We start from the raw sequence: 25,209 nt of genomic DNA on the forward strand, positions 1-25,209 counted from the left end.
TTACTTGGTCGAAAATTGCAGAAACAGTTTACAACTGGTACATATCACTGATAGATCATGACATTATTTTAATGTCAAATGGTCACCATACTTCCTTACTTTATACATAAAGGTTAATCCAGCTATTCCAATAGAATCTAGCTTAATCAGAGAATCAACATATTGCTTACGCAATAGACGGTATTTTTTAGTCCAGCGTTTCCTTTTCCTTTCCTTGCTCCCTTGTATATGATAATCATCATACTGGATTGATTCGACTCGCCACCAGATAGCTTTAAAACGGTAGCTCACCTGTCGTATTGGATTTTTCAACTTGCTCACGAGCATAGGGCGGTTTACTACATTTTCCCGCGTATTCATGTTCTTCTTGTTCTTCATCCTGATACGTAGCCTTTTAATAGCCTGTTTGTCATTGGGAATGATAAGGTGAAAATGGGGCATCCACTTTTTAATATCTGTGTGATAATCCATTTCGAACCCACCAATCACCATTCCAGGGAAGCCACATTCATTTAACCAGCGACGAAGCCGTGCTATTAATGTATCGGGCTGCCATTGAAGCAGTTGACTGTCACTAAGTGCATCCTGATAGAATATTAAGGTTAAGCCTCGCCAATTCTTCCGTTTCTTACATAAGCGAAGTACCTCCCCAATCATTTCCAGCCGGTGTAGTCTGAAGCATTCCGGACATGCCGCGCTCCCACAAGGCCCACCGAGCCAACAGTTTTCAAGCTTTATTGCTAATTTTAGATACTCCCTTTTATCCAGAGGCCTCCCTATAGTTCGTAATGACTTTATACGTTTTAATCTTTCTTCGTAGACATCTTCGATAGTTTCGAATTTAGGTGCCTGTCTTTTAATTTCTTTTGCGAACGCCTCAAATTGAGGATTAATAGGGGGCTGCATCACCGCTTCGTTTATCTTCACTGACGGAATTTTCATGTAAGCGTTCCATCGTTGATAGGCTTACGACTAGAAATCCATTCCTCTATGTCTTCTTCAAGCCAGCCGACACTACGACCTTCCGGTGACAAGCGGAGCTGCGAGGGAAAGTGCCCCTTGGAAATTAAGCGATAAAGAGACGATCTTGAAATGCTACAACGGTGCAAAACATCATGAATTTTTAATACTCGTTTTATTGCCATGATTCCTCCTGAAATGTGATGGGAGTATCCTAAACCATGGTTTTTAAGGGGTTCCGTAGGTAAAAAGTGAGAATTGAGTTACTCATGCCAAAGCAATCGATTGCATTTTTAGCTTCAACATTGAGATCTAAAACGGGGTATAAGGACCTAAAAGAGTAACTAATTGATTTTTATAAACAACTATTTATAATTTTTTTCTAAAGCCGCTTGGTTCCTGATGCAGAGTATTCAGATAACCAGAATAAAGCATAAATCACCTAAAAAATTCACAAATCATCTTTAAAATGGACATTTTAATGACAGAGAAGCATTTAATACCAGTTTACCCTGAGCTAGGTGCGGATTCACTCAGAAAGCTGACAATGATTGCTTCGCAGCATTATCCGGGCTGGGCAAAAGAAGGAAAAAGGAGTGGTGAACCGCTGAATATGACCCTGAGTTACTGTATTGAGGTAGCCTATAACCTGCTGGAAAAGTCCCGTACAACCCTTCCACTTTATGATGCTTTACCCCCACCCAAAACGGTCAAAGCCCAGATCCTCTACGACATTTATCAACGCGTCACGACTCTAAAAGGCAACGGCAGCTCCACAGCACAGATGGTGTTGTACCTCAACCAGGCGCAATTTCCGACCCCAGATGACCTGTTCGCAGACAAACCACTGACGGCAGCAGCCCGAAAGCCATCACGCTGGGATAACCGCGATATTGATACAATTATCACCCGAGATGGACAGCCCACCGATCTGCTGAGAGAACACCTGCAGGCACTGAATAAACGCGGGCAACGCAAAAGAGCACCAGGAGCAAAAAGCGTACGTTAGTTTCGTTAGGCTCCCAGTACAGGACTAGCTGTTTTGAACATCACCAGCACCGTAAACTCTGTGATGCTTTGGTTTTCATACCCTCACCACGATAGTCATAGCGCGTCGTCGTGGATATGTCGCTGTGGCCTGCCAACTGGCGTACGGTGTTGATATCCACACCCTGCTCCAGTAAGCGGGTAATGAAGGTCCGCCGCATGTCATGTGGGGTAAACCGCGCTATGCCTGATGCTTGCTGTAACTGTTCCAGAATCCCCGTTAACCCGGTCGTTGTCAGCGGCTGGCTGGCGACCTTACCGTTGCGCTGAATACGGCTGAACAGTGCGCTGTCAGTCTCGTCTGCGCTGACCTTTAGCCATGCGCGTATAGCCTTATCCACTGCATCCGCCACGTGAATTTCACGGTATTTACGCCCCTTCCCTTGCCTCACTGTCAGGATGCCGTTGTCATAGTCCCGGCGCTCAAGTTTAACCAGTTCCCCGGCCCGCAGGCCCGTTCCGCAAAGCATCAGCACAATAGCGGCATCACGGTAGCGCCGTACCGGTTGCGGATGCTGTTTTGCAGCCTGAATCAGTGCCCGGATTTCCTGCTTGTCCAGCGCCCTTCCCTTACGCTGGATATCGCCGCTCACACGCTTCACTGACCGGATACGTGCCAGCGCTTCGGCATCCATACAATTGAGGTTAAAGGCCGTCTGTGCCACGCCCCGCAGTGCTGACAGCGCCATGTTCACCGACGACACGGCGTAACCGTCATCCAGCAGTGCCGCACGTACTTTAGCGACGGCGGCGTAGTTAAGTTGTTCCCACGGGTAGTTATCTGCACACGCACCGCGTTTAAGTATGCCGGCACTGCGGTTTAACAGGCTGGTGATACCTCTCCGCCCCGAGGGAGCCAGACCGCCAATATACGCATCGAACACGGTGGTTTGCACCACCGGCACGACCTGACGTAACGACGTCCTGCTCATGCGCCTAACCCGCAATAACGTACATTAAACCAGGTAACTTTCAGCATCACACGAGCCCCCGCTCAGCCATCGACACCGTTTCAGTCCCCGCCACGATAAAGTGATCAAGTAACCGCACATCCAGCATTTCCAGCAGCTCCTGAAGTTTTTTAGTCAACTTGATATCGCAACGGCTGGGTTCAGGCTCGCCGCTGGGGTGGTTGTGGACAAGGATAGCTGCGGCGGCGTTATGTTTCAGTACGCGTTTGATAACTTCACGGGGGTGAACGCTGACCGAGTTTAACGTACCCCTGAACAGGATTTCGCGGTGCAGCAGCTGATTCTGATTATCGAGCAGGATGATGCCAAACTCTTCATGCTCTAGCGGTGCCAGCTCAACCATTACGCACCGTCGAACATCATCAGGGGAACAGAGTTGAACGCCACGCTGGTAGTACCGGCTGATAATGTCACGAGCCTGGTCAAGGATACGGTTTTCACGTTGGGTAAACATGGTCATTTCAGAACTCTCGTTCAATGAAGTAAATGGCGTCGGGAAACAGCTGGCGGCTGGTTACGCCAGTACGCAGGGAAAAAGCTGTACGGGGCATGGTAGTTCGCCCGTTGCTGTCGAAGAAACAGAGCGTTTCTTCATCTATTTTGACCAGAAGGGACCAGTGAAACTGGTCGCTGAGCATAATCAGGCGGGAGTAGTCAGTGACGTCCAGAAACCGCTGCATTTCTCTGAAAAGTCGCCCGTCTGATAACCCCCGTTTCCCTGAAAAGGGTCTGGTGATTTGAACCGGGAACTGGCGGCTGTAATGTCCTTTCTGCAGCACCTGAGCTATCAGCCAGTCCAGACGGTCCTCTTCAATCCCTTCAGTCAGCCATTCATGCAAAGGCCAGCGCTGCTGATAAGCCTGAATAAGCCGGTTCATTAACGGGCGTCGTTTCACCCTGCCGTCATACAACCAGCTCAGCATGTTAACCACACAGTAAGCACCGCATAGACAGTCCAGTTCGCCCTGTTGAGACGCACGTATTCCTCTGTCAGTCGTCACAGATAATTCCCTATAAAGTAGTGATAGTTAGCGCAGAGGGATTAGCTTTCCCACAGGACGGTAATGGTGTAGATGTTCATGGCGTGATACTGAATAAAGTTGGATTGCCAGAGTTCAAATAACTCCCTTCCGGCGTTAACAGGCAGGTCACCAACATGAGCCAGAAAGACATATTGCTGACTCCAGCTAATATCAATTTCCTTTTCCAGTTCTGGGTAAATCACGCCCATATAACTGAAGTCGGTGATGTAATCGAAACACCATTCATCATTGCGTGAAATAAGCCGTATTTCGACAGGATGGTAACCGCCCTTTTCAGCGCTGTAACTCAGGTCTTTAAATAACAGACTGACGGCTGTAATTCTGGCTTTATGCGGCGGTGGATTTCCCGCTTCATTTAATATGATATTTATTAATTCCTGATCGACGGGCATAGCTAGCCCTTCCTGATGGAGAATATTCATCAGTGATTTTCCTGTTCAACATATTATGATAAGACGTTATGTCTGCACCAGCACAGGTGGGGTTTAATCACCGAATAAATGGTAAGTGCATGACAACGTACTGACTGGGTAAAATATAGTTCATCAGCAATAGTATTATATCAAAAATATGATTTCAATGCAAATAGTAACAACGAGAAACTAATATGTAGTTCAGAAATGAAATAACTGACAATAGGTTTTTATTCATTATTAAGTGATGGCATACTTTCCATTCTGCCATGTCAGACAGGTCAGGATTCCGGGGTGGTTCCTTCTGTCTGGCATGGCGGAAAACTGACGTTATCACACCTTCCCATTCAGCTTTTCAAAGAGGCTCTTACGCTTATCTTCGGGCAGCTTCATGATTTGTACCGCCAGCTCAGAAACTTCAGGCCCCTTAGACATCAGATCATCTTTTACCATCCTAAGGGCCTGCTCCATCAGTTGCGCCCGCGAAGCTGGCGACATATTGCGATACAACTGTATCCAGAGGCTAAGCTGGCGATCGCTGTCGGTGAGAGTAAACGATTCACCCTTAGCCCTGTTTCTCTCATCATCAAGCGACATTGTGGCTGCGCTGATATGGTAAACCACGCCTTTCCCGGCAGTCCTTTTACGACGTATTTCCGGGTGCAGAGATGCCAGCTTTTCCAGGCGCATCCTAGCGCCACGCGCAGTGCCCGGCATCCCCTCAATATGAGTGAATTCCTCTGCTGTCAGCCAGTCTTTTCCCTCTTCAACAGAAGCTTCAGGATGGGTCGGTATAGACGATACTGCTTTCTTGCTGATCATATAAATTTCACCAGATATCAATGCGTTAATATGAAAACCCACAAATAGATACCAAAAGAACTTGAAAGGTATCTTTTATTCGCATTTAATATCCATGTACTGATTCCATGGAGTTAATACTGTGCGTAACTCAACAGCATCGCAGAAAAAGCAAAGCAAAGGAAGTTCAGGGAACTGGCATCGTGCCGATATTGTGGCAGCACTTCACAAGCGAGGGTTAACGCTGGCGTCACTGTCACGCAGTCACGGCCTTGCGCCACGGACATTAAATAATGCCTTAGAGCGTCATTATCCCAGAGCTGAGCGCATTATTGCCGGGGCTCTGGATACCACACCGGAAACATTATGGCCGGAAAGGTATGCCCTTAAAACTGGACCTAAAAGCAGGTAAAGGATGCAGTCATGGCAACCACCATCACTGAAATAACGGAATGCTTTGAGTATTTTTTCAGTTCTCTTTATCGCAGGGAGTTTGTTAAGACTCTACGTCTGAATGAATGCAGCGAACGTGAATTGCTGCCTCTGGTACGTTGCTATTTGCTGGGTTGGTTTGCAGATAATGTCTCACCGGAAGTAAAAAGCAAGCTGCCAGGAACTGTATCCGGGCACGGTTACATCGATTTTGTCATTGCTGATGTAGCCGTCGAGTTTGCAGTACGTAAACCAACTGCGGCACGTTCCAATGTCTCCGCGACCGTCAACAGTACAGAAGTTAAGAAATTGATGAAGCACGACGGCAAAGCCCTGCTTGTACTGTTTGACTTCTCTGACACGCCCTATTCAGAAGAACAGATTGAGTCCTTTCGTAACTGGCCTTCACTTGGCCGGGGAAATCACCGCAAGTCCGCATTCAACGTCGTTTATTTCTTTGTGGAAAAACGCAGACCACTGGCACTGGTGAAAATCGCTAAAAACATCCGTATCACTTAACAGGGAATTAATTAATGAACAAAAAATTGTTGGTTTTATTAATGGTAACCATAGCACTTCCAGCCGCGGCAACGCAGTACGTAAAACCCGGAGCGGTTCTAACCCTGAATCTGGGAAAGGGTAATGCTGAGTTCAACATTAATGCCTCAACAGGGGATGGCTCGGGCGTATGCAATATGGAGGGTACGGCACAGCAAATAGCTGCCGGAGAAAGCCAGAAGCATCGATGGATATGGAATGACAATACCAGCCAATGTGTTGCAGTAATTAGTGAGCTGCATAACGGTAATGCCAGCATTATGACTCGTGGTTGCGAAGGATACTGCGGGGCTTCTGCGGCAGGCGCAATGGATGGTCTATTTAATAAGAAGTAAAAGTATCATTAATTTACGAAGGAGCTACAAATGAAAAGAACAATACTTCTGGTATTAATTGCTGCTGGTTTGCTGGCTGGCTGCGGCGAGAAAACACCAAAATGTAGTAGTGATAATGCAAAAAATCTGGTCGTGGATATTGCTCACAAACAGATTAAAAAACAATTTGAGCAACTCAGAAACTCTCAGTTGGAAGGCATGGTTCCCGGTAATACCGATAGCTTGATACTGAAGGTTATTAAGGTCAGAACAACGCACTATGACTCTTCTGTCGATACTTATCAGTGCGCAGCCAGTCTTCAAATGACCATGACAGATGAACAATCAAAACTGCCGAACACGACCGAACTACCAATAACCTATGATATACAGAAAACTGATAATAATGGTCAGTTCTATATAAACGTATCTGGTTTATAATCACCTTAGTTAACATCAGGGTTCCTTTTGGGTAAGTAATTGATGCTTTGTCCCAGAAGGAAACCCCATGAAAAAGATTATCACATTCACTATTATGGCTATTGCCGATTTATATTGGTTCGCTATACACCCGGCAACTTTATCAGAAAAAGGTCTTCCTGCTAACGCTCCTTTCATTATCAATTCTCATCGGCCAGGCACATGTATAGTCAGTACAATCGCAACAGCTGTCGACACTAAACAAGATTTAGCCGATGTAGTGTGCAAGGTACAATTGTAGTCGATTTTGTCGTCATTCTTCAGGCTTGGAAGATGTCACACTAGGGATGATCCCTGCTGAGCTGCCATTTTTGCATATACCGCAATACAGTTACGTTAAATTCTACTTCCATTTTTTAACTCCCGGCGATGATTACGGTTTTGAGGGATTTCACCTAAGGAAAGACGATGAACATACGTTATCCGATACGGGAAACCGACGCCCGGACTATAAGAAATGAGACGAGCTGCAGACCGAGATCCACAAGCCTTGCTTCGGCTGGCCTTTCGTTCCGGGCAAATACGTTTCATCTGTCACTCTGTCACTTTCAGGTTCATTTTCAAACGGGGCGACAACTATGCTGACACTGAGCGATTCGTATAGACTGAGTTCGCGGATAGCGGTGGCCACGTCGATGCGTTCGGCAGGCGTTAGGGCTTTTTGACGAAACTCAGGGGAGTACTATTTACGGGGCCTCTTGCTAGTTGATACGGACTTTGTCATGTTAGCTACTTCTGATTGAGAGCTTACTCACTTAGTCGCGTGTCCACTATTGTTGGGTAAGATCAGCCAACTTGAATGCACGTGATGATATAATCTATTTTTATCATTTATTTAGGTGCATTAAATATGACAATGATCGCAGGGTATCGCTTAAAGAACGGCGGTTTTCTTCAGGCAGACATTCTTCTTACCAGCTCCAAAAACACCCCGTTAAGCCCTTTTCAGATACCATCATTCAGCCCCTCTGTTGATAGTACTCCATTAATGACACACACAGTCGTTGGACTATGCCAAAAAATCCTTGTTGTGAACAAATACTTCGCCGTTGCTTTTGCCGGTAGCGTTAATGAAATAATCAAAGCAACATATCTAATCGATAAACTCCTTGCGGAGAAAATTAAATTAACAGGAAAACGTTTTATTGATACTCTAATTAAAAACCAGATCAATAAATTAGCATTAACTGCAATCGTGCTCAGCGTTGAGGATAATGAAATCAAGCTCACAAACTTCGGTGCTGAGCCAAGTATATCCAATAAATATTTTGAACTACATGTCGGTGGTTCAGGGGCAGAGCATGCTAAAAATTACTATAAGCAGTTTCCTATTGCTGTTTTCGATATACCAGAAGACGATATAGTTGTGCATGGTACATGTATGGCACTCCAGCAGTTTGCAAACCACCTGATTGAAGAATATGAAGATCAATTTGAGTCCGAAAGTATTATTGACCTGTTTGGTGGGGGATTCGAGCTTGTGTCATACTATAATGGCCAGTTCCAAAAGATATCTGATGTAGTTTACGCTTACGCAGAAGCTGAATTTAACGCTGATGGTACACTTCAGGTCGATCATCCAAAATTCTTACTCAGGTCTACCTATCAAGATAATCATCTAAAAATTAGAAGTGTGGAAATCTGCCAAGATGAGGAGGAGGATGAATATACAACTCGAAATGATCGGACCTTCACCATTTTTCCTGTAACTTGCTTCCAGAGCACTTTTGTTAAAGATGAATGTAAAGATATAAGCTTTGTGGGGGAATTTCTTTGCTTTATTATCAAAGTAAAAGGAGTACACGGTAGCTTTACAATCCCATTCATCAGAAAATACGATCAATTGGTTGGATTTCTAGCTAAGGCATTCATTGCATGTACAGAAAAAGACAATGTCGATTTCATTTATTCGGAAACATTCAAGCAGGAACTGGAAGAACGCGTTATTAACTATATGAAAATGGTTCGTCAGGAAATGAAACTGACGAAGTGAACAAACAGAGAGTTATACGTTTATATAATAGTCCGTAATAAGCGTCTTCTTCAGTCTAGAAGACGCCATTTTCTCTGGCCTTATCGTCCTGCTATCAACGATTGCGATTAGGATATTATAAAACACGTTTCAGCGCATTGACGACCCCTTGATGTGGGAGATAACCAACAATTCCGTGAGCATTGAAAGTATTATTATCGACCGTACCATCGTTAAAGATATCGCTAGCGAAATTTTTCTCATCCAACGGTTTACCTAGAGCAACGAAATCTGATGGATCATAGAAGTTTTCCCATCTTTCGACAAAAACAGGTTTACGACGCGGCGGGCCAAGTTTTGCTTTGAAAGCCTCTAAAGCAAGAGGTGAACCCATGGTGATAAGAAGTGGAATTTTAATACCTTCCCCTTTTTTTTCCATCTCTCGTAGTAATTTAAAAGCAATAACGGTACCGAGTGAGTGAGTAATTAAGACCTGTGGAGTCCTGAGCAAAAGAGGGCGTACAATGTCATCAACCGCTTTTGCAGCCCCTGGTGACGAAAGATAAGTATGCCCCTGTCTTATCAGTCGAAGCAGAAGATTACCTTTATCCGGAGCGAGTTTTTCAACCAAGCGAGCCAGCCCTACAAGCCGCCTTACGATAGCATTATCCATAGGTACAATGCCGCCTTCTGCAACAGCAATTTGGGCTTCGTCTATATTATTTTTAATGGCAAACTCGTTTAAAACAGTGCTGAGGAATTTCAATTCATCGGCATTGCCCATATCAACTTCAATACTCCCTTCCCCCAATGCAACTGCTTGTTTTGTCTTGCCTGTTGTCCAGTTGGCAAGAATCTCGCCGTAATATGCCATTTCAATTGAGGAACTCCCTAGCAAGCCAGGTTGAACACTATGGAGAGATGCTGTCCATTTTTCGAGAAGCTCATTTTTAGTCGATGCTTCTTGCCCGATACCATGAATCATCAACACGTTCAATTACTTACCTCCATATGGAATTTTTCAATCAACATTCTTCCTCCTGTTGCACTGAATGAAGTAAACGGTGAAGGTAGTAAAAATGTAGCAATATTACTTATTTCTTCCGCCACAGCTTTTTCTTGAGGTTCAGGTTCATCCATGAATACCCACCCCTGACGGAGCCAAGGCCATAGCCCAGCAACCACTCCCATTCTCTCATGAGTAGCTCCAGTAACCCAGCGTGGAAACATATCGTTCGCGTCAGATCGAGCTCGTGCCTTTACTGATGGAACTTTTACCAACGTCTCGTGAAGCCCTATTTTTTTAAATGAAAGGAGTCCCATAAAGGCCACGTCGAAAGGAATAGGTTGATTATGCTGGATATAAAAATAGGCCATACGGCGTATGCTATCCACATCTCCTGTATAATCGTACAAATAGCTTGAAATGGCGCCCAATGTTGGATTTGCGTGCTTATCTGAACGTAACTGCGCCGCTATATTGTCTACTTTATCAGCCGTAAGATTGCCTGCTTGAAGATTCTCTATCGTGGCAATAAACGAGCGCAAACGCCTAGTAGGTAAAGCCATTCCAGAAGTGCAAGCCCAACTGATGCCCCCACTGATATCACGACTTATCACCGTAGTGAGATCTGCATACACTACCGCCGATGCAAAAACAGCATCTTCAAACTCTACAAGGATTTGAACGGCATTTTCGGCAGCGACATCAACATAATACGTTGCTCCATCATCATCATTCGAGTATCTTTCGACTGAAGATGTACTCCATACTTTTTTGGGCACAGCACCACGTATAGCCAAATTGAATTTCGGCATATCAGGGTTTAGGTGCAGAAATAAGCTATCTAGGACATGCCGCTTAAATATTTTAGTGTTAACTCCAGAGATTCCAGCCTGTATATCTTCTTCATTTTTATCATGCAGTTGATATTTTGAACGCGGTTCTGGCCATTTTGGCAGAACTACATTACTAGCCCCTTTGTTACGAAGGAAATAAATTGCATGATCTCTGGGAAAACCGGGGGCGAAATCGGGAGAAAAATTCAAATCGTATATTTCGCTAATCTCCTTTAATCGTTCCGAAGAGAATGATGCAAGCGAGTCAGGAATCACACTATCCGGAATATACTTATCAAACGCTTCGTCCTTTAGACCACACAGACCTTCGAGCAAAACCGTAGAAAAAACGCATCGGGATGGGGCAATATTATCTCCTTTTAGCATGTACGCCTGCTGACCATCCACAACAGCATTGAAACGAGCAATAGCAGGGATAGAAACCTCATAAGGTCCTCGAGGAAGAACCGGATCACCGCAAATATCTGCTGTTTCAATATCTGAAGGTAGCGACCGGCACGCATCGCCAAAAATCGATAAGCTTTTTATTCCATGCCTGTAAAGCCGTGACTTTAGTGCTTCCACAGATATAGCACGCAGTTCTTGGTGCCAATCACTAGGAAGCCAAATGTTTTGTTCTGCACCGTCACGAAATCCATGCCCTGCAAAATGTAAAATAAAAAGTTCCACCTCGTCGTTTATTGGAAGCATTTTGAGAAGAATTTTTTTGATGCGATCTATTGTGACAGGTATGTTGTTTTCATCAGTAATAACCTCCGTCACAAATCCGGTATTCCTCGCCCAATCCCCCATTTCATTAGCAACTGTAATCGCTCCAGGCAAATATGAAAGCGGAGGTGCTTTCGAAACCCCAATGGTCAGACATAGCTTCACAATTATTCTCCTATTTCCAAGACTCTATGGGGCGGGCGCTACTTCATGCCCTATGATGGCCCAATGTACTTCCTAACAACGCCCAAACAGCCATGGTGAGTTCAGCGCTAAGGTTACTCTATCCGCATAATTCTTTTTACAATCAGAAAATTATAGTAATTCATCTACGTAATCCGCCTATACCTGCAGCCATGTCCGGCACTCAGTGTCATACATATACAAGTTAGAAATCCCCTCAACATCACCGCGCGTATGCCCCAATATAGCCTCAGCTACCTCGTTTGGACATTGCAAACGAGATAGCCCTATACGTACTGTACGGCGCAGTTCATGGGGCGTCCAATGAGGTATATCAAGCATTTGACCGCTTTCACGTAAACGCCATGAGTTTTCAGTTAGATACTTCTGCTAGATTGGCTTCTTCGTAGCCAGTGAAGGAAACAGATATTTGTCAGAGGTAAGGCATAAAACCTTTAGAAAGTCGATTACCTGATCCGATAGCTGAGCGTAGGGAGGGCTTGACTACTGTGTTGGTTTCTCGCAAATGAGCAAATGAATTGTCCCTTTTTCAAGAGCAGCGGTAAACCGTATAAGGATCGGTGGACTGACCAACTTAATGGGGTCAGTCCATACAACCACAACAGCTAGCAACTCACAGAGTATCGATTTAGCTGCGCCAACACATGTTCAACATCACGGCTGTCCGTCGCTATCTGAAAATAATCATTTTCTTGGAAGTGAAAAATGTCTCTAAGCGTGGCACCAATTTGTGGGTCAATTTCCTTTGTAGGTAATAATGTACTTATGATGAATTGGCTGCGTTCTGCGACGATGCTGAATTCAGGCCACCCCTCAGTCTGAAGGCAGATCAGTCTGATATAAGGGCAGAAGGCAGTACCGACTGCGGTCATATAAGTTATATTTAAATTGTTAAAAGCTTGCAATTTATCCCTAAGTTTCTGATAAAGGCAGAATGTGAGCAACTCGGCATGTTCACCATTAAGTTGACTGCGCTTTAGTATGTAAACCCTCTCGTTAGACTCAACGCGAAGGGCTCGAGCTTCACAAAACTTGATGACTGCCGGAGTATCGACAATCAATCGTCGCCAGTCCTCACTCAGGGGCGCACTAGAAATGACATCTTGTAGTTGATTCGACAAGTCAATATGTGGATTCATTCGGTCCCACAGATTTTTCAGCAGACCGCGTTTTCCTTCAGAGCGTAAGAATCGCTTCCAGCTGGCTTCATCATCTGCACGATCAACTAAGAAGGACTGATTTTTTCCCTTTGGCAGCAAGCAGTCCCCTAAACTCAAAAGAGCCCGCAGCCAATAGTACGCACCAAATTCCTTTAAGCCAACATTCGAAAAGGTAGCATGAGCCCAGCTCCAGTAGTGCTCAAAGGCATGCTGGAGCTCAAGATGTTGGTCAGCGGTCCAGTCACAGGGAGCTACCATTTTAAACTGATCCGCTACACCTGAGTACTCTATTAGGAAGTCAATTTGTCCAGCAAAGTATCCATGTACCTCCGCTGTTTGGATAAGAGGCCCCCACCCTTCATGGGCTAGTATCAATGCACACTTGATGCGCTCCTCGTTAATTTGAAGCCTATTGAAGCCATCCACAGAGTTGTCGGGATTCGCTAGATACTCCAGAATACTATCTGCATGAATCAAAAGTGCATTTACACTTTCAACGCTACGCCGGAAATCATCTACCCGGTTATAGGTAGTATTCACTGACAGATTCTTGATAACTCTCATCCAGTGATGGAATGCCTCTGGCCCAGGCTTGCCCTCATGTTTGTGGAGATAGCCCACATAGGCCGCGAACTGCACCGCTTCGCTATAGCTTAGGGAGGTGAAGTACGGACTAATAATTTTGCCTAGTATGGATGACTCATTAAAGAACTGATCGTTTAGCAACCCCGTGTACAATCTATTTTTTTCTGCGTGTAACGTATCCAGCAAATAAATAAGCGACGTAGAAAAACGCTCATCAAGCCAATCTCGGTGGTGATAGTCTTGGAATGACAATGTGCTATATATATTGCGCAACAGCTCGGTATCTTTATTGAATGCTTCTCCCCCTGAGTCTCGCGTTACCAAAGCCACCACCCTAAACAAGCGAAGGAAAGCTTGATCAAATAGGTTGCTTTCTTTGTCACGAAATTGCCAGAATAAGTCTCCCCAATGCGTGTCCAGTTGGATGGACACGTATTCATGGATGGGAAATGAGCTGTCACCAATATAAAACCTGCGATCTACAAACTTAGTTTTAAGCAACTGCTCATAACGAGCCTTGAAGTTTTCGAACTCAGTGAGAGGCTTTCCCCGGGCATTCATCTTGATGTAAAGGTCATCCGAGAGGCCAAAGTCATGCAGACCTAGGAGTTGAAATGTGACAGCTGGGCGAGCTTCGTCTACCAGTCTAGCGAATAAGTTCGAATGGGTTGCAAAGCGCTCATGGATGGCGTCCATCATTCCTTGAACAGACTGGATAGAGGGGTCGCGTAGCCAGCTTCGGAAAAACCAAGGTTGATCGCATACAATGTCCGCAAGCGAAACCACCTCGTCCACAGCTTCGGTTGGACGATACACCACCAACTGGTCAAAAAAATCATTACTACTAGGCCGAACTCCGTAGCGGAAACGAGACTTTCCCTCTGCCACGAACAATGCTGTAAATTCTTCCCAGGCGCTATCGCGCCATGCCAAATACCAATGAAGCAGAAACAAGGTGGTCAAACGCTGCTGCCCGTCTAAAGGGAGGAACTGTGTCTTTCCTTGGCATTCTTCAACACTGCCATAAATAAAGTCTAAATTTAGCGGCAAGCTGACGTCATGAGTGGGCTTGAGCAGAGCATCTTCCAGTGCGGCAAGGAAAGTATCACGAACCTCTTGCTCATCAGGCCGGCCTTGGGCGTAGTCACGCTGAATAATCGGGATTTGGATATGTGTATGCTGTTGCAGCAGCTGAATGTAGGTGATTTGTTGGCCTAGGTTCATTGAATTTCCCTTTTGCTGCCGCAGAAAAAGTGGGTGAGTGTATCCAGCATGGCTATTTCGTAAGCTTCTCGGTCATGCTCAGCCCAGAACAGGGCATTGCCCACCTGGGGACTGTAGCATTTCAGGAAAATGTTGCGGGTGCACAGCGGCACAAAAATACCAGCCTGATCCAGGGATAGTAATCTCTGGCGCTTTACCGCAAACACAGCATTGCCGTAACTACGGTTGGTATGTTCATCCAGCAGAGTCAGATTGCACAAACCATGCTCCTCCTCCCACTCCCCCGCTTCGGAAAAAAACTCCAGCACTCTGTCATACAGTTCGTCAAACACTTCAGGAAGCTTAGAAGATGCTTGGTCAACTAAGTTGATCTTAATCTCTTCATATAAAGCATCATTCGAGCCTTGTGTAGCGAGAAATCTAAGGCAATGTTCCAGCCAGGTCCTTTGCGCGTCCGTACGGCCAGGCCTGTCATCGCTAACGGAGCGAATATGCTCGATATCCCAGCACTGGGTCTTGAAACTGTCGAACTGGAAACGCAGATTTGAGCGCACATCTTGCAACAAGGTTGCGAGGTTGAATAGAAGCAACCAAGCACGAATGCGGCCGTGGCTCGACTTACGATCGTAGCTGAGTCCATCCATATGTGTAGACAGGCGCTCTCGTACAACCTCCTCGCTCAAAGGAACAGACAGCGCATCACCTGTAACGAGGTGGAAGATCTTACAACGCAAAGTCAGCTCGAAACTGCTCTTAGTCGTGCCTTGCGCCAGTTTGCGGATTTCGTTGATTCCGACACTTTGATGAACCAGAAAACCCACCATATGGAAGAGCCTACGATCCTCAAACCATTCTTCTAATTGCAGGAAGCTGGACTTAATGCGTGCCCACTCGTCTTCAACGCTGGCACCGGATGCCTTGAGCCGCCCATTGACATGATGAAATGTTGCATAGGTGTCATACTGCCATAACTGCGATAAACCGTCTTCTTGCGCAACCAGTTCAAACAATAGGCCAATGCGGTTCTGAGCAGGAGCTGGCTTGTTGCTTATGAAGTACCAAAAAGCATCGTTTTGGAGGGCTTTTTCCAGCTGGTCCCATTCATAGGCTATGCGTAACTGAGCGCTTGTGGGATCAGCACTGGCACCGGTGCTTCGACGCAGAAACAGCGCGCGGATAAGTTCGTCTGATGTTAGCGGTATCTTACCTACATTCAGCCTGGTGAAAGCCTCAACCGGATGATCTCCTTCTGCCAACTCGAACCAGATGAGCTTGACCTGGTTTATTATCGCAGCCTTGATCGTTTCCACCTCACTCTCGTGTCGAGCAAACCAGTCCTCTATGGTCTGCATAGCTAGATAAAGATGAAAATAGTCAGCGTTAGTCTCCGCTAGTTCAGAGGAAGGCTCTTCTAAAAAGGTCGGCAGTTTGGGGCGAGTTTCATAATCCAGCTTATAGAGTGGCTGACGGAATCGCTCGGCTAAACGTTCGTTAAAGTGACGAAGGACCAACAAAAGTGTGGTCAGCCGTTGCTGACCATCTACTACCTCCCAGTCCCCTTGTAGCCGCGATTTGATTACTAAGGGCTGTAAGCAGTAGAACTCCTGAGGCTGAGGGTTGGGTCGCTGAGTGAACTCGTGAATGTCATCCAAAAGCTGGGTTATCTGGAACGAGGACCAACGGTACCCTCTCTGATAGGCTGGGATGAAAAAGCGTTGGGGCCGTCCATCTGCAAGGAAAGTGCGTAGTTCATGAACGGTTTTCAATTGAATTTGTTGTGTCGCCATACCAAACGGGACCTCTAAGGCAATAGTTTTTAGCTAATGTTTTACTCTCTACTAGCTCGAATATTTATAGCCGCATAAGAGCGCACTCAAATGCTCAAAAACAAGGATTCATCGACTATTTAAAATTAACCTATTAAAGTCGGAACAGTATTATTTCAAGGTGCAGTTTAAATTTTAACTTTGTCTAAATAATCAGCCCACATTTGCAACCACTTCCGGCACTCAGCGTCATACTTATACAAGTTATAAATACCCTCAACACCACCGCGCGTATGCCCCAGTATGGCCTCAGCCACCTCATTTGGACATTGCAAGCGGGATAATCCTGTCCGCACTGTACGACGTAGATCGTGGGGTGTCCAATGAGGTATATCAAGCATTTGGCCGCTTTCACGTAAACGCCATGAGTTTTCAGTTAGATACTTCTGCTGGATTGGCTTCTTCGTGGCTTGCGAAGGGAATAGATATTTGTCAGAGGTAAGCCGTAGAACCTTGAGAAAGTCGATCGCTTGATCCGATAATTGAACATAACGCTCTACCCCAGTCTTGGTTTCTCTAAGATGAATGGTGCCTTTTTCAAGATCAACATCCTTCCATGCCATATTGCAGACTTCACCGGTACGACACCCGGTCCAGAGGGTCAGACGTAACACGTTTTTGATCGTTGGCGTATAAGCCGAACCCGGAAGCCATTTAAGAAATTTTGCAAGTTCATCCTCGCTCAGTACTCGTGTTCCACGTCCATTTGTGAGCTTGATTCTGGTCTGTCGTAAGCTGGATTTTGCTAACAGCGCTGGATTCGCAAAACTATCATCAAAACGTCCAAGGCCAATTGCAAATTCATATGCGAGTGAAAGCTCCCTCAGTACATTCCCTGCCTGTACAGTTGCACCTCGAGCTACAATGCCATTGATTAAATTAATGACATCCTGGCGCGTAATCTCAGCAGCATTCCGGGTTCCTAAGCTTTTAACAGCGTCACCATAGAGAGTACGACGAACCTCAGCCTGCCCTTTCGGCTTTCTGGCACCGGGTATGATCTTTCCGTCCTTCGTTTTACGATCCTCAATACGTTCGGTAAGATACAGTTCAACTAATCCCTGTACGGTCAATTCAGGGATCTTAGCTTGTTCAGCTTCAATCGCACGCTGGAGCTTATCTTTTTTGAGTTCAGTCGCAGGGCACCGACCTTCCTGTCGGAGGAGCTTTAATTCGTGAAGTTTAAGACGTGCAGCGGCGAGAGAAGTCTGCGGGAAGTTACCAATTTTAACCTGAGCAAGCTTGCCAGTCAGAGGGCTTGTGTAACGGTAGAAAAAAGACTTAACCCCAGTTGCACCACAGGAGACACGTAAGCCTCGATTTTCGCCTACATCAGCCTTATCTTTGTCGCCAGGCTTCATCATTTCTACCGCTTTAAACGAAAGTGGCTTTCCCTCTTGTTTTCCTGCCATAAAGACTCCGTTATCATGCACCTTATGCAGTCATGAACATAAATGTAGGTTGCGCTGTATGTGCCCATATTTTACCAGGCTATAGGTTGGCAAGCTACACTTTAACCTACATATAAATGTAGGATTTCATGATATCCGATGAGACAACGTGAAACCAAATGATAACCATAAAAATCACTAACTCATTAAAAATTAAGAAAATGGACATCACAAACCTATGAGTACAATAGAAAATTTAGACTCGCACACCCCAATGATGCAGCAGTATCTCAAGCTGAAGGCGCAACATCCTGACATTCTACTGTTTTACCGGATGGGGGATTTTTACGAGCTATTTTATGACGATGCGAAACGCGCGTCGCAGCTGCTCGATATCTCGCTGACCAAGCGCGGCGCCTCCGCGGGCGAACCCATCCCGATGGCCGGCATCCCCCACCACGCTGTGGAGAACTACCTCGCCAAACTGGTCAATCAGGGCGAGTCGGTGGCCATTTGCGAGCAGATTGGCGATCCGGCCACCACCAAGGGACCGGTCGAGCGTAAAGTGGTGCGTATCGTTACGCCGGGCACCATCAGCGATGAAGCGCTGCTGCAGGAGCGCCAGGACAACCTGCTGGCCGCCATCTGGCAGGACAGCAAGGGCTTTGGTTACGCGACGCTGGATATCAGCTCCGGGCGCTTTCGCCTGAGTGAACCGGCCGACCGCGAAACCATGGCGGCAGAGCTGCAGCGTACTAATCCGGCGGAACTGCTGTATGCGGAAGATTTTGCCGAATCGTCGCTGATCGAGGGCCGCCGCGGTCTGCGCCGTCGCCCGCTGTGGGAATTTGAAATCGACACCGCGCGCCAGCAGCTTAACCTGCAGTTCGGCACCCGCGATCTGGTCGGCTTCGGCGTGGAAAACGCCCCACGCGGCCTGTGCGCCGCCGGCTGCCTGCTGCAGTATGTCAAAGACACTCAGCGCACCTCGCTGCCGCACATCCGTTCCATCACCATGGAACGCCAGCAGGACAGCATCATTATGGATGCCGCCACCCGCCGTAACCTCGAGATCACACAGAATCTGGCCGGCGGCACCGACAACACCCTGGCCTCGGTACTCGACTGTACGGTGACGCCGATGGGCAGCCGGATGCTCAAGCGCTGGCTGCATATGCCGGTCCGCGATACCGCCGTGCTGGTGGAGCGCCAGCAGACCATCGGCGCGCTGCAGGAGCGCTATACCGAGCTGCAGCCGGTGCTGCGCCAGGTCGGCGATCTGGAACGTATTCTGGCGCGCCTGGCGCTGCGTACCGCCCGTCCACGCGATTTAGCCCGCATGCGTCATGCCCTGCAGCAGTTGCCGCTGCTGCGTGAGCTGCTGGCCGACGTTGACCGTCAGCCGGTGCAAAAATTGCGCGAGAAAATGGGCGAGTTCACCGAACTGCGCGAACTGCTGGAGCGCGCGGTGATTGACGCGCCGCCGGTGCTGGTCCGCGACGGCGGAGTCATCGCTCCGGGCTATAGCGAAGAGCTGGACGAGTGGCGGGCGCTGGCCGATGGCGCCACCGATTATCTCGATAAGCTGGAGATCCGCGAGCGCGAGCAGCTGGGCCTCGATACCCTGAAAGTCGGCTACAACGCCGTCCACGGCTACTACATCCAGATTAGCCGCGGCCAGAGCCACCTCGCGCCGATCCACTACGTGCGCCGCCAGACGCTGAAGAACGCCGAACGCTACATTATTCCTGAGCTGAAGGAATACGAAGATAAAGTGCTGACCTCCAAGGGCAAAGCGCTGGCACTGGAAAAACAGCTTTATGACGAACTGTTCGACCTGCTGCTGCCGCATCTCGCCGACCTGCAAACCAGCGCCAGCGCGCTGGCCGAGCTGGACGTGCTGGTCAACCTGGCGGAACGTGCGGAAACCCTGAACTATTGCTGCCCGACCTTTAGCGATAAGCCGGGCATTCGCATCAGCGAAGGCCGCCATCCGGTGGTCGAGCAGGTGCTGAAAGAGCCGTTTATCGCCAACCCGCTGCAGCTGGCGCCGCAGCGGCGGATGCTGATCATCACCGGGCCGAACATGGGCGGTAAAAGTACCTATATGCGCCAGACCGCGCTGATTGCGCTGCTGGCCTATATCGGCAGCTACGTCCCGGCGCAGAAGGTGGAGATCGGGCCCATCGATCGCATCTTTACCCGCGTCGGCGCGGCGGATGACCTGGCCAGCGGCCGCTCGACCTTTATGGTGGAGATGACTGAAACCGCCAATATTCTGCACAACGCCACCGAGCATAGCCTGGTGCTGATGGATGAGATTGGCCGCGGCACGTCCACCTACGACGGGCTATCGCTGGCGTGGGCCTGTGCGGAAAATCTGGCCAACAAAATCAAGGCGCTGACGCTGTTCGCCACCCACTACTTCGAGCTCACTCAGCTGCCGGAGAAAATGGAAGGCGTCGCCAACGTCCACCTCGACGCGCTGGAGCACGGCGATACCATCGCCTTTATGCACAGCGTGCAGGATGGCGCGGCCAGCAAGAGCTATGGCCTGGCGGTCGCCGCGCTGGCCGGGGTGCCGAAAGAGGTGATCAAGCGCGCGCGGCAGAAACTGCGCGAGCTGGAGAGCATCTCGCCCAACGCGGCGGCGACCCAGGTCGACGGCACGCAGATGTCGCTGCTCGCCGCCCCGGAAGAGACCTCGCCTGCGGTTGAGGCACTGGAGAATCTTGATCCCGACTCCCTGACCCCGCGTCAGGCGCTGGAGTGGATCTACCGTCTGAAAAGCCTGGTTTAGCCACCCATTAAGGTGAAAAACGGCAGCGCCGCTCAGCGCTGCCGTTTTAACAAACTAAAAATGGGTGCTAGAGGATGCGTCCTGACAACCCATACGCGGGGTTGCCCCCGCGCGGATGCTACTTCTTCGATTCGTAAGCGAGAACAGCTTTAAACTCAATATTACGCTCTTTAATACTCAGCTCGCATAGTGAGCTGTGCACCAACAGCGTAAATCCCAGTACTGTAATACAGAGTACGATGATTGCCACAAGGGCATATTTTGTCAGCATATCTTGCCTCCCTGCAAAGAAGAGACTAACATCTGAATTGTCGATGTTCATTCGCTAGCCTCAGTTGATAGAAATATCTCCTGGGGCTTTCGTCTGTCTGGGGTCCTGGTAATGCTCAAGGCCAGACAGCCTCAAGCACCCGCCGCTATTCTATACTCGTCAGGGCGTGAAATTTATCTGCAAGGAATTAATCAGACGGATTTTATAATAATCTGGAAGCAGGCTCGCAAAGTCATCCCAGTATATTAACCCCTCACGTAATTTTTTAATTTAATGAAAAAATAGCTTCCATAATTGTACTAAATATAAAAAAGGCCCGACTTAGCGGGCCCTTTTTATTAACGCTTATCTTCCGGCAATAGCGGCGGTACGTGTGGCACCTGCGGTGCCTCATCAATATCTTTCTGCGTCATGCGGAACGCTTCCGGATAGTGTTCGCGACTGGTGCGGCGCAGCGGCTCGGTATCTCGCCAGGTGTAAAGACAGTGCTGGCACTGATACACGGTCCAGACCCCTTTCACCGGCGAGGTCGCCATGACTTCAATCTTTTCATCGGCGCAACGTGGACAAATCATCTTCTTCTCCTTATTTACGGTTGGCCAGCATAGCGGTCAGTTTTTCAGCCCAGGCTTTGGTTTCCGGCAGATCCTGCACCGGCTGGCTGTAGTGGCCGCGAAGGTCCGGCGCAACCGGGGTGGTGGCGTCGATAATCAGTTTGTCGGTGATGCCTGCCGGGCTGGAGCCTGGGTCAAGTTCAAGGACCGACATGTTCGGCAACTGCACCAGGTCTCCCGCCGGGTTAACCTTCGAGGAGAGCGCCCACATCACCTGTGGCAGGTTGAACGGGTCGACGTCTTCATCAACCATGATCACCATCTTCACATAGCCGAGGCCGTGCGGAGTGGTCATCGCCCGCAGGCCCACCGCGCGGGCAAAACCGCCGTAGCGTTTTTTGGTGGAGATGATCGCCAGCAGACCATGGGTGTACATGGCGTTGACCGCCTGCACTTCCGGGAACTCTGCCTTCAACTGCTGATACAGCGGCACGCAGGTCGCCGGCCCCATCAGATAGTCAATTTCGGTCCACGGCATACCGAGATAGAGCGATTCAAAAATCGGTTTGCTGCGATACGAGACTTTGTCGATACGCACTACCGTCATGTTACGACCGCCGGAGTAGTGACCGGTAAACTCACCGAACGGCCCCTCGATCTCACGCTTACGCCCTTCAATGACCCCTTCGAGGATCACTTCCGAGCCCCAGGGCACATCAAAGCCGGTCAGCGGCGCGGTGGCGATGGGATACGGGCTCTCGCGCAGCGCGCCAGCCATTTCATATTCTGACTGATCGTATTTCAGCGGCGTGGCGCCCATCAGGGTAATAATCGGGTCGTTACCGAGGGTGATAGCAATCGGCAGATCTTCCCCACGCTCTTCCGCTTTGTGCAGATGCAGCGCGATATCGTGCATCGGCACCGGCTGCAGACCGAGTTTGCGCTTGCCTTTCACTTCCATGCGGTAGATACCGACGTTTTGCTTACCGAAATTGTCAGGATCAAGCGGATCGCGCGAAACGACACAGGCTTTATCGAGGTAGAAACCGCCGTCACCATCGTTGAGGCGGAACAGTGGCAGAATATCGAACAGGTTGATATCGTCGCCATCCACGGTGTTTTCCGCCCACGCCGGGTTGGCGCGGCGCTCTGGCGTCACCGGGAAGTTATCCCAGCGGCGAATGAATTCATCAATCTGCTTTTTCACCGGCGTGTTGGGCGGCAGGCCCAGCGAGATGGCATGGTTCTGCCACGAGCCGATGGTGTTCATCGTCACGCGGGCGTCGGTAAAGCCGCGAATATTATCGAACCACAGCGCCGGGGCGCCGTCGCCGATGCGTCCGGTGGCATTGGCGGCCGCCGCCAGATCGGGCTCAGCGTTCACCTCTTCACTGATTTTCAGCAGTTGTCCCTGGTCATCCAGCGCCTGCAAAAAGCTGCGCAAATCATCAAAAGCCATTATTCGATCTCCTGTGCAAATTGTTCTGCCGTGCGCAAGCCGTTCCAGCGGCGCGCTTTGTGATAGTCGAGGCCAAACTGATCCAGCACCCGGGTGACGATATGATTGGTGATATCGTCAACCGTCTCCGGGTGGTTGTAGTAAGCCGGCATCGGCGGCACCATCGCCACGCCCATGCGCGACAGCGCCAGCATGTTCTCCAGATGGATCGTGCTGAGCGGCATTTCCCGCGGGACCAGCACCAGCTTGCGCCCCTCTTTGAGCACCACGTCCGCCGCGCGGCCCACCAGCCCTTCGGCATAGCCCGCGCGAATGCCTGCCAGCGTTTTCATACTGCAGGGAATAACGATCATGCCGTCGGTACGAAATGAACCGGAAGAGATGGTGGCGGCCTGGTCTGCCGGGCTGTGGGAAAAGTCCGCCAGCGCGGCCACTTCGCGCGCTGTCCAGGGCGTTTCCAGCTCAATGGTGGTTTTGGCCCATTTCGACATCACCAGGTGGGTTTCCACCTCCGGCATATCACGTAGCGCCTGCAGCAATACCACCCCAAGCGGAGCCCCGGTGGCCCCCGTCATCCCAATAATCAGTTTCATTCCAGACCTCATTCACTTTGTTCGTACACGAACTTTATATTTAAATTACCCTCTCCGGACGGGGATGACAAGATCGTTCGTATACGTGCGCATTTTTAATCAAAAACGCAGAAAGGGTATAAAATGGCGTACGAACGGCTATCATAGAGGTGACAGTTTTGTTACGGAGTATTCATGGAGTTACGAAACGAAGCATTTCACCTGCTGCGCCAGCTTTTTCAACAACATACCGCCCGCTGGCAGCAGGCGTTACCGGACCTGACTAAACCTCAGTATGCGGTGATGCGCTCGGTAGCGGAGCAGCCGGGTATTGAGCAGGTCGTGCTGATTGAAGCGGCGGTCAGTACCAAGGCCACGCTGGCGGAGATGCTCAGCCGGATGGAGGCGCGCGGCCTGGTGCGCCGGGAACACGATCCCGCCGATAAACGCCGCCGTTTTGTCTATCTGACCGAACAAGGCGAGGCGTTGCTTAACCGTTCGATTCCGCAGGGCAATGAGATCGATGACGAGTTTCTCGGCCGCCTGAGCGATGGCGAACGTGAACAGTTCACCCGGCTGGTGCGCAAAATGATGGCGCCCTGAACGGGCGCTTAACCGACCTTCTCGCGCAGGAAGTCAATAAACGCCCGCACCCGGGTCGGCATATGCTGCGCATCGGGATAAAGGGCATACACGCCCTGCTGTGGGAAATGGTATTCCGACAGGAGCGGCACCAGCTCCCGCTGCGCCACTTTTTCGGCTACCAGCCATGCCGGCAGCAAGGCGATGCCGCACCCGGCCAGGGCAAAGCTCATCAGCGCCGTAGCGCTGTCGGCTGAAAAGCGCGGCGCGCTGGCGATGGCGAAATCCACCTCTGTCTGTTGATCCGTGCGCAGCTGCCAGCGCAGCGGCGCCGACAGACGCTCATGAATAATCCAGTCAGCTTGCGCCAGATCGGACAGCGTCTGCACCGGATGGCTTGCCAGCCAGGCCGGAGAGGCGACGGGCAGGATCGCGAAACTGGCTATCCGCGTCGCCCGATAGCGGGAATCGGCCAGCGTACCGAGGCGTATCGCCACATCAAATCGTTCTGAAATGAGGTCCGCATGATGGGAGGAGGAGACGTGGCGCACCCGCAGCGCCGGGTGACGACGGGCAAACGCGGACAGCGCCGGAATGATAACCTGCGCGCCATACTCCGGCGTGGTGGTGATCCGCAGCTCGCCATTTAAGCCGGTATGGCTGGCCCGCACCTCATCCTGCAGATTTTCCGCCGCTTTCAGCAGCGCCACCCCACGCTGATAGAACAACGTCCCGGCGTCGGTGAGGCGCAGACGACGCGTTGAGCGCAGCAGCAGGGTCACCCCCAGTTCATTTTCCAGTTGCCGCACGTTAAAGCTGACCACCGCCTTGGTCTGCCCCAGCGCCGCAGCGGCCAGGGTGAAGCTGCCGGCATCCACCACGGCGATAAACATGGTCACACGCTGAAGATTAAGCATTGTCGTCCGGATGATTGTCAAAAATATTCAGACAGTATATCCCGACCAGCCCCGTTTATCCCCCGCAGAACCGGGTTTACAGTAGCCGCCTGTCTGAGGGAGGGA

Annotated in this window: 26 protein-coding genes and 2 pseudogenes; 9 read left to right on the forward strand and 19 right to left on the reverse strand. The window is 49.3% G+C overall.

Annotated features, from left to right (window positions below):
* Positions 1-63: 63 nt before the first annotated feature.
* Together NKJ21_RS17320 and NKJ21_RS17325 are read right to left on the reverse strand one after the other, a co-directional pair.
* Positions 64-942: a hypothetical protein gene (locus tag NKJ21_RS17320; protein WP_254733032.1), complete on the reverse strand. Its 879-nt coding sequence runs from the start codon at positions 940-942 to the stop codon at positions 64-66.
* The gene (locus tag NKJ21_RS17325; RefSeq protein WP_254733035.1) at positions 939-1,145 is read right to left on the reverse strand and encodes an AlpA family transcriptional regulator; all 207 of its coding nucleotides are present in this window, start codon (positions 1,143-1,145) and stop codon (positions 939-941) included. The genes NKJ21_RS17320 and NKJ21_RS17325 overlap by 4 nt, the downstream gene beginning before the upstream one ends.
* Before the next feature lie 296 nt (positions 1,146-1,441).
* On the opposite strand from NKJ21_RS17325, the gene NKJ21_RS17330 reads away from it, so the two are divergent.
* Complete coding sequence (locus NKJ21_RS17330) at positions 1,442-1,969, forward strand: hypothetical protein (RefSeq protein ID WP_254733039.1); 528 nt, start codon at positions 1,442-1,444, stop codon at positions 1,967-1,969.
* Between the two features lie 40 nt (positions 1,970-2,009).
* Here NKJ21_RS17330 and NKJ21_RS17335 read toward each other — a convergent pair whose 3' ends face one another.
* From NKJ21_RS17335 to NKJ21_RS17355, 5 genes are all read right to left on the reverse strand, one after another.
* Positions 2,010-2,939, reverse strand: a complete 930-nt coding sequence (locus NKJ21_RS17335) for a site-specific integrase (RefSeq protein ID WP_254733042.1) — start codon at positions 2,937-2,939, stop codon at positions 2,010-2,012.
* Between the two features lie 46 nt (positions 2,940-2,985).
* Positions 2,986-3,438: a DNA repair protein RadC gene (gene radC, locus NKJ21_RS17340; protein WP_114443936.1), complete on the reverse strand. Its 453-nt coding sequence runs from the start codon at positions 3,436-3,438 to the stop codon at positions 2,986-2,988.
* A 1-nt stretch (position 3,439) separates the two neighbouring features.
* A complete protein-coding gene (locus tag NKJ21_RS17345; RefSeq protein ID WP_302931826.1) occupies positions 3,440-3,901 on the reverse strand; it encodes a hypothetical protein in 462 nt (153 codons plus the stop codon).
* Positions 3,902-4,020: 119 nt separating this feature from the next.
* A complete protein-coding gene (locus tag NKJ21_RS17350) occupies positions 4,021-4,413 on the reverse strand; it encodes a DUF2787 family protein (RefSeq protein ID WP_114443960.1) in 393 nt (130 codons plus the stop codon).
* A 354-nt stretch (positions 4,414-4,767) separates the two neighbouring features.
* Positions 4,768-5,256, reverse strand: a complete 489-nt coding sequence (locus NKJ21_RS17355) for a hypothetical protein (protein WP_254733048.1) — start codon at positions 5,254-5,256, stop codon at positions 4,768-4,770.
* 121 nt (positions 5,257-5,377) lie between these two features.
* On the opposite strand from NKJ21_RS17355, the gene NKJ21_RS17360 reads away from it, so the two are divergent.
* The 5 genes from NKJ21_RS17360 (at position 5,378) to NKJ21_RS17380 (ending at position 7,260) form a co-directional block, all read left to right on the forward strand.
* Positions 5,378-5,647, forward strand: a complete 270-nt coding sequence (locus tag NKJ21_RS17360; RefSeq protein WP_024154144.1) for a helix-turn-helix transcriptional regulator — start codon at positions 5,378-5,380, stop codon at positions 5,645-5,647.
* Positions 5,648-5,658: 11 nt separating this feature from the next.
* The gene (locus NKJ21_RS17365) at positions 5,659-6,186 is read left to right on the forward strand and encodes a hypothetical protein (protein WP_114443938.1); all 528 of its coding nucleotides are present in this window, start codon (positions 5,659-5,661) and stop codon (positions 6,184-6,186) included.
* A gap of 14 nt (positions 6,187-6,200) precedes the next feature.
* Positions 6,201-6,560, forward strand: a complete 360-nt coding sequence (locus tag NKJ21_RS17370) for an acyl-CoA dehydrogenase (protein WP_254733051.1) — start codon at positions 6,201-6,203, stop codon at positions 6,558-6,560.
* A 30-nt stretch (positions 6,561-6,590) separates the two neighbouring features.
* Entirely contained in the window at positions 6,591-6,980 is a 390-nt protein-coding gene (locus NKJ21_RS17375; RefSeq protein WP_114443940.1) for a hypothetical protein, read from the forward strand.
* A 67-nt stretch (positions 6,981-7,047) separates the two neighbouring features.
* Entirely contained in the window at positions 7,048-7,260 is a 213-nt protein-coding gene (locus tag NKJ21_RS17380) for a hypothetical protein (protein ID WP_114443941.1), read from the forward strand.
* A 351-nt stretch (positions 7,261-7,611) separates the two neighbouring features.
* On the opposite strand, the pseudogene NKJ21_RS17385 reads toward NKJ21_RS17380, so the two are convergent.
* A pseudogene (locus tag NKJ21_RS17385) lies at positions 7,612-7,743 on the reverse strand (IS3 family transposase); the annotation flags it as partial.
* A 126-nt stretch (positions 7,744-7,869) separates the two neighbouring features.
* Here NKJ21_RS17385 and NKJ21_RS17390 point away from each other — a divergent pair.
* Positions 7,870-9,012 carry a hypothetical protein gene (locus tag NKJ21_RS17390; protein WP_100662795.1) on the forward strand — a complete coding sequence of 381 codons (1,143 nt, stop codon included), beginning with the start codon at positions 7,870-7,872 and terminating at the stop codon, positions 9,010-9,012.
* Between the two features lie 115 nt (positions 9,013-9,127).
* Here the strand turns inward: NKJ21_RS17390 and NKJ21_RS17395 are convergent, their stop codons facing one another.
* The 6 genes and pseudogenes from NKJ21_RS17395 to NKJ21_RS17420 all read right to left on the reverse strand — a co-directional run bounded on the left by NKJ21_RS17395 (position 9,128) and on the right by NKJ21_RS17420 (position 17,970).
* Entirely contained in the window at positions 9,128-9,988 is an 861-nt protein-coding gene (locus NKJ21_RS17395) for a hypothetical protein (protein WP_111768996.1), read from the reverse strand.
* A complete protein-coding gene (locus NKJ21_RS17400; RefSeq protein ID WP_114443943.1) occupies positions 9,985-11,724 on the reverse strand; it encodes a caspase family protein in 1,740 nt (579 codons plus the stop codon). Before NKJ21_RS17400 ends, NKJ21_RS17395 begins: the two co-directional genes overlap by 4 nt.
* Before the next feature lie 177 nt (positions 11,725-11,901).
* Positions 11,902-12,297 (reverse strand): annotated as a pseudogene (locus tag NKJ21_RS17405) (tyrosine-type recombinase/integrase); the annotation flags it as partial.
* Between the two features lie 71 nt (positions 12,298-12,368).
* On the reverse strand, positions 12,369-14,732 hold the full coding sequence (locus tag NKJ21_RS17410; RefSeq protein WP_254733054.1) for a DUF262 domain-containing protein: 2,364 nt from the start codon (positions 14,730-14,732) through the stop codon (positions 12,369-12,371).
* Positions 14,729-16,519 (reverse strand): DUF262 domain-containing protein, encoded by a 1,791-nt coding sequence (locus NKJ21_RS17415; protein WP_114443945.1) that lies wholly within the window; start codon positions 16,517-16,519, stop codon positions 14,729-14,731. The genes NKJ21_RS17410 and NKJ21_RS17415 overlap by 4 nt, the downstream gene beginning before the upstream one ends.
* Positions 16,520-16,686: 167 nt before the next feature.
* Complete coding sequence (locus NKJ21_RS17420; RefSeq protein WP_114443946.1) at positions 16,687-17,970, reverse strand: site-specific integrase; 1,284 nt, start codon at positions 17,968-17,970, stop codon at positions 16,687-16,689.
* A 217-nt stretch (positions 17,971-18,187) separates the two neighbouring features.
* Between NKJ21_RS17420 and mutS the strand changes: the two genes are divergently transcribed.
* A complete protein-coding gene (mutS, locus tag NKJ21_RS17425; RefSeq protein ID WP_254733057.1) occupies positions 18,188-20,749 on the forward strand; it encodes a DNA mismatch repair protein MutS in 2,562 nt (853 codons plus the stop codon).
* 118 nt (positions 20,750-20,867) lie between these two features.
* Here mutS and NKJ21_RS17430 read toward each other — a convergent pair whose 3' ends face one another.
* From NKJ21_RS17430 to NKJ21_RS17445, 4 genes are all read right to left on the reverse strand, one after another.
* Positions 20,868-21,020: a Hok/Gef family protein gene (locus NKJ21_RS17430; protein WP_002915097.1), complete on the reverse strand. Its 153-nt coding sequence runs from the start codon at positions 21,018-21,020 to the stop codon at positions 20,868-20,870.
* Positions 21,021-21,358: 338 nt separating this feature from the next.
* The gene (locus tag NKJ21_RS17435; RefSeq protein WP_002915098.1) at positions 21,359-21,595 is read right to left on the reverse strand and encodes a non-oxidative hydroxyarylic acid decarboxylases subunit D; all 237 of its coding nucleotides are present in this window, start codon (positions 21,593-21,595) and stop codon (positions 21,359-21,361) included.
* Between the two features lie 10 nt (positions 21,596-21,605).
* Entirely contained in the window at positions 21,606-23,033 is a 1,428-nt protein-coding gene (locus tag NKJ21_RS17440) for a non-oxidative hydroxyarylic acid decarboxylases subunit C (RefSeq protein WP_004205612.1), read from the reverse strand.
* A complete protein-coding gene (locus tag NKJ21_RS17445; RefSeq protein WP_239270468.1) occupies positions 23,033-23,626 on the reverse strand; it encodes a non-oxidative hydroxyarylic acid decarboxylases subunit B in 594 nt (197 codons plus the stop codon). The genes NKJ21_RS17440 and NKJ21_RS17445 overlap by 1 nt, the downstream gene beginning before the upstream one ends.
* A gap of 174 nt (positions 23,627-23,800) precedes the next feature.
* On the opposite strand from NKJ21_RS17445, the gene NKJ21_RS17450 reads away from it, so the two are divergent.
* Complete coding sequence (locus tag NKJ21_RS17450) at positions 23,801-24,208, forward strand: MarR family winged helix-turn-helix transcriptional regulator (RefSeq protein ID WP_008806213.1); 408 nt, start codon at positions 23,801-23,803, stop codon at positions 24,206-24,208.
* 8 nt (positions 24,209-24,216) lie between these two features.
* On the opposite strand, the gene NKJ21_RS17455 is transcribed toward NKJ21_RS17450, so the two are convergent.
* A complete protein-coding gene (locus tag NKJ21_RS17455) occupies positions 24,217-25,104 on the reverse strand; it encodes a LysR family transcriptional regulator (protein WP_254733060.1) in 888 nt (295 codons plus the stop codon).
* Between the last annotated feature and the right edge of the window lie 105 nt (positions 25,105-25,209).

This window comes from Klebsiella sp. SWET4 (assembly GCF_024296565.1).
GTDB lineage: Bacteria > Pseudomonadota > Gammaproteobacteria > Enterobacterales > Enterobacteriaceae > Klebsiella > Klebsiella variicola.

Coding starts and splice junctions, on each gene's coding strand:
- NKJ21_RS17320 (WP_254733032.1), bottom strand. CDS start 942: ATGAAAATTCCGTCAGTGAAGATAAACGAAGCGGTGATGCAGCCCCCT.
- NKJ21_RS17325 (WP_254733035.1), bottom strand. CDS start 1,145: ATGGCAATAAAACGAGTATTAAAAATTCATGATGTTTTGCACCGTTGT.
- NKJ21_RS17330 (WP_254733039.1), top strand. CDS start 1,442: ATGACAGAGAAGCATTTAATACCAGTTTACCCTGAGCTAGGTGCGGAT.
- NKJ21_RS17335 (WP_254733042.1), bottom strand. CDS start 2,939: ATGAGCAGGACGTCGTTACGTCAGGTCGTGCCGGTGGTGCAAACCACC.
- radC (WP_114443936.1), bottom strand. CDS start 3,438: ATGACCATGTTTACCCAACGTGAAAACCGTATCCTTGACCAGGCTCGT.
- NKJ21_RS17345 (WP_302931826.1), bottom strand. CDS start 3,901: ATGCTGAGCTGGTTGTATGACGGCAGGGTGAAACGACGCCCGTTAATG.
- NKJ21_RS17350 (WP_114443960.1), bottom strand. CDS start 4,413: ATGCCCGTCGATCAGGAATTAATAAATATCATATTAAATGAAGCGGGA.
- NKJ21_RS17355 (WP_254733048.1), bottom strand. CDS start 5,256: ATGATCAGCAAGAAAGCAGTATCGTCTATACCGACCCATCCTGAAGCT.
- NKJ21_RS17365 (WP_114443938.1), top strand. CDS start 5,659: ATGGCAACCACCATCACTGAAATAACGGAATGCTTTGAGTATTTTTTC.
- NKJ21_RS17370 (WP_254733051.1), top strand. CDS start 6,201: ATGAACAAAAAATTGTTGGTTTTATTAATGGTAACCATAGCACTTCCA.
- NKJ21_RS17375 (WP_114443940.1), top strand. CDS start 6,591: ATGAAAAGAACAATACTTCTGGTATTAATTGCTGCTGGTTTGCTGGCT.
- NKJ21_RS17380 (WP_114443941.1), top strand. CDS start 7,048: ATGAAAAAGATTATCACATTCACTATTATGGCTATTGCCGATTTATAT.
- NKJ21_RS17390 (WP_100662795.1), top strand. CDS start 7,870: ATGACAATGATCGCAGGGTATCGCTTAAAGAACGGCGGTTTTCTTCAG.
- NKJ21_RS17410 (WP_254733054.1), bottom strand. CDS start 14,732: ATGAACCTAGGCCAACAAATCACCTACATTCAGCTGCTGCAACAGCAT.
- NKJ21_RS17415 (WP_114443945.1), bottom strand. CDS start 16,519: ATGGCGACACAACAAATTCAATTGAAAACCGTTCATGAACTACGCACT.
- NKJ21_RS17420 (WP_114443946.1), bottom strand. CDS start 17,970: ATGGCAGGAAAACAAGAGGGAAAGCCACTTTCGTTTAAAGCGGTAGAA.
- mutS (WP_254733057.1), top strand. CDS start 18,188: ATGAGTACAATAGAAAATTTAGACTCGCACACCCCAATGATGCAGCAG.
- NKJ21_RS17430 (WP_002915097.1), bottom strand. CDS start 21,020: ATGCTGACAAAATATGCCCTTGTGGCAATCATCGTACTCTGTATTACA.
- NKJ21_RS17435 (WP_002915098.1), bottom strand. CDS start 21,595: ATGATTTGTCCACGTTGCGCCGATGAAAAGATTGAAGTCATGGCGACC.
- NKJ21_RS17440 (WP_004205612.1), bottom strand. CDS start 23,033: ATGGCTTTTGATGATTTGCGCAGCTTTTTGCAGGCGCTGGATGACCAG.
- NKJ21_RS17445 (WP_239270468.1), bottom strand. CDS start 23,626: ATGAAACTGATTATTGGGATGACGGGGGCCACCGGGGCTCCGCTTGGG.
- NKJ21_RS17450 (WP_008806213.1), top strand. CDS start 23,801: ATGGAGTTACGAAACGAAGCATTTCACCTGCTGCGCCAGCTTTTTCAA.
- NKJ21_RS17455 (WP_254733060.1), bottom strand. CDS start 25,104: ATGCTTAATCTTCAGCGTGTGACCATGTTTATCGCCGTGGTGGATGCC.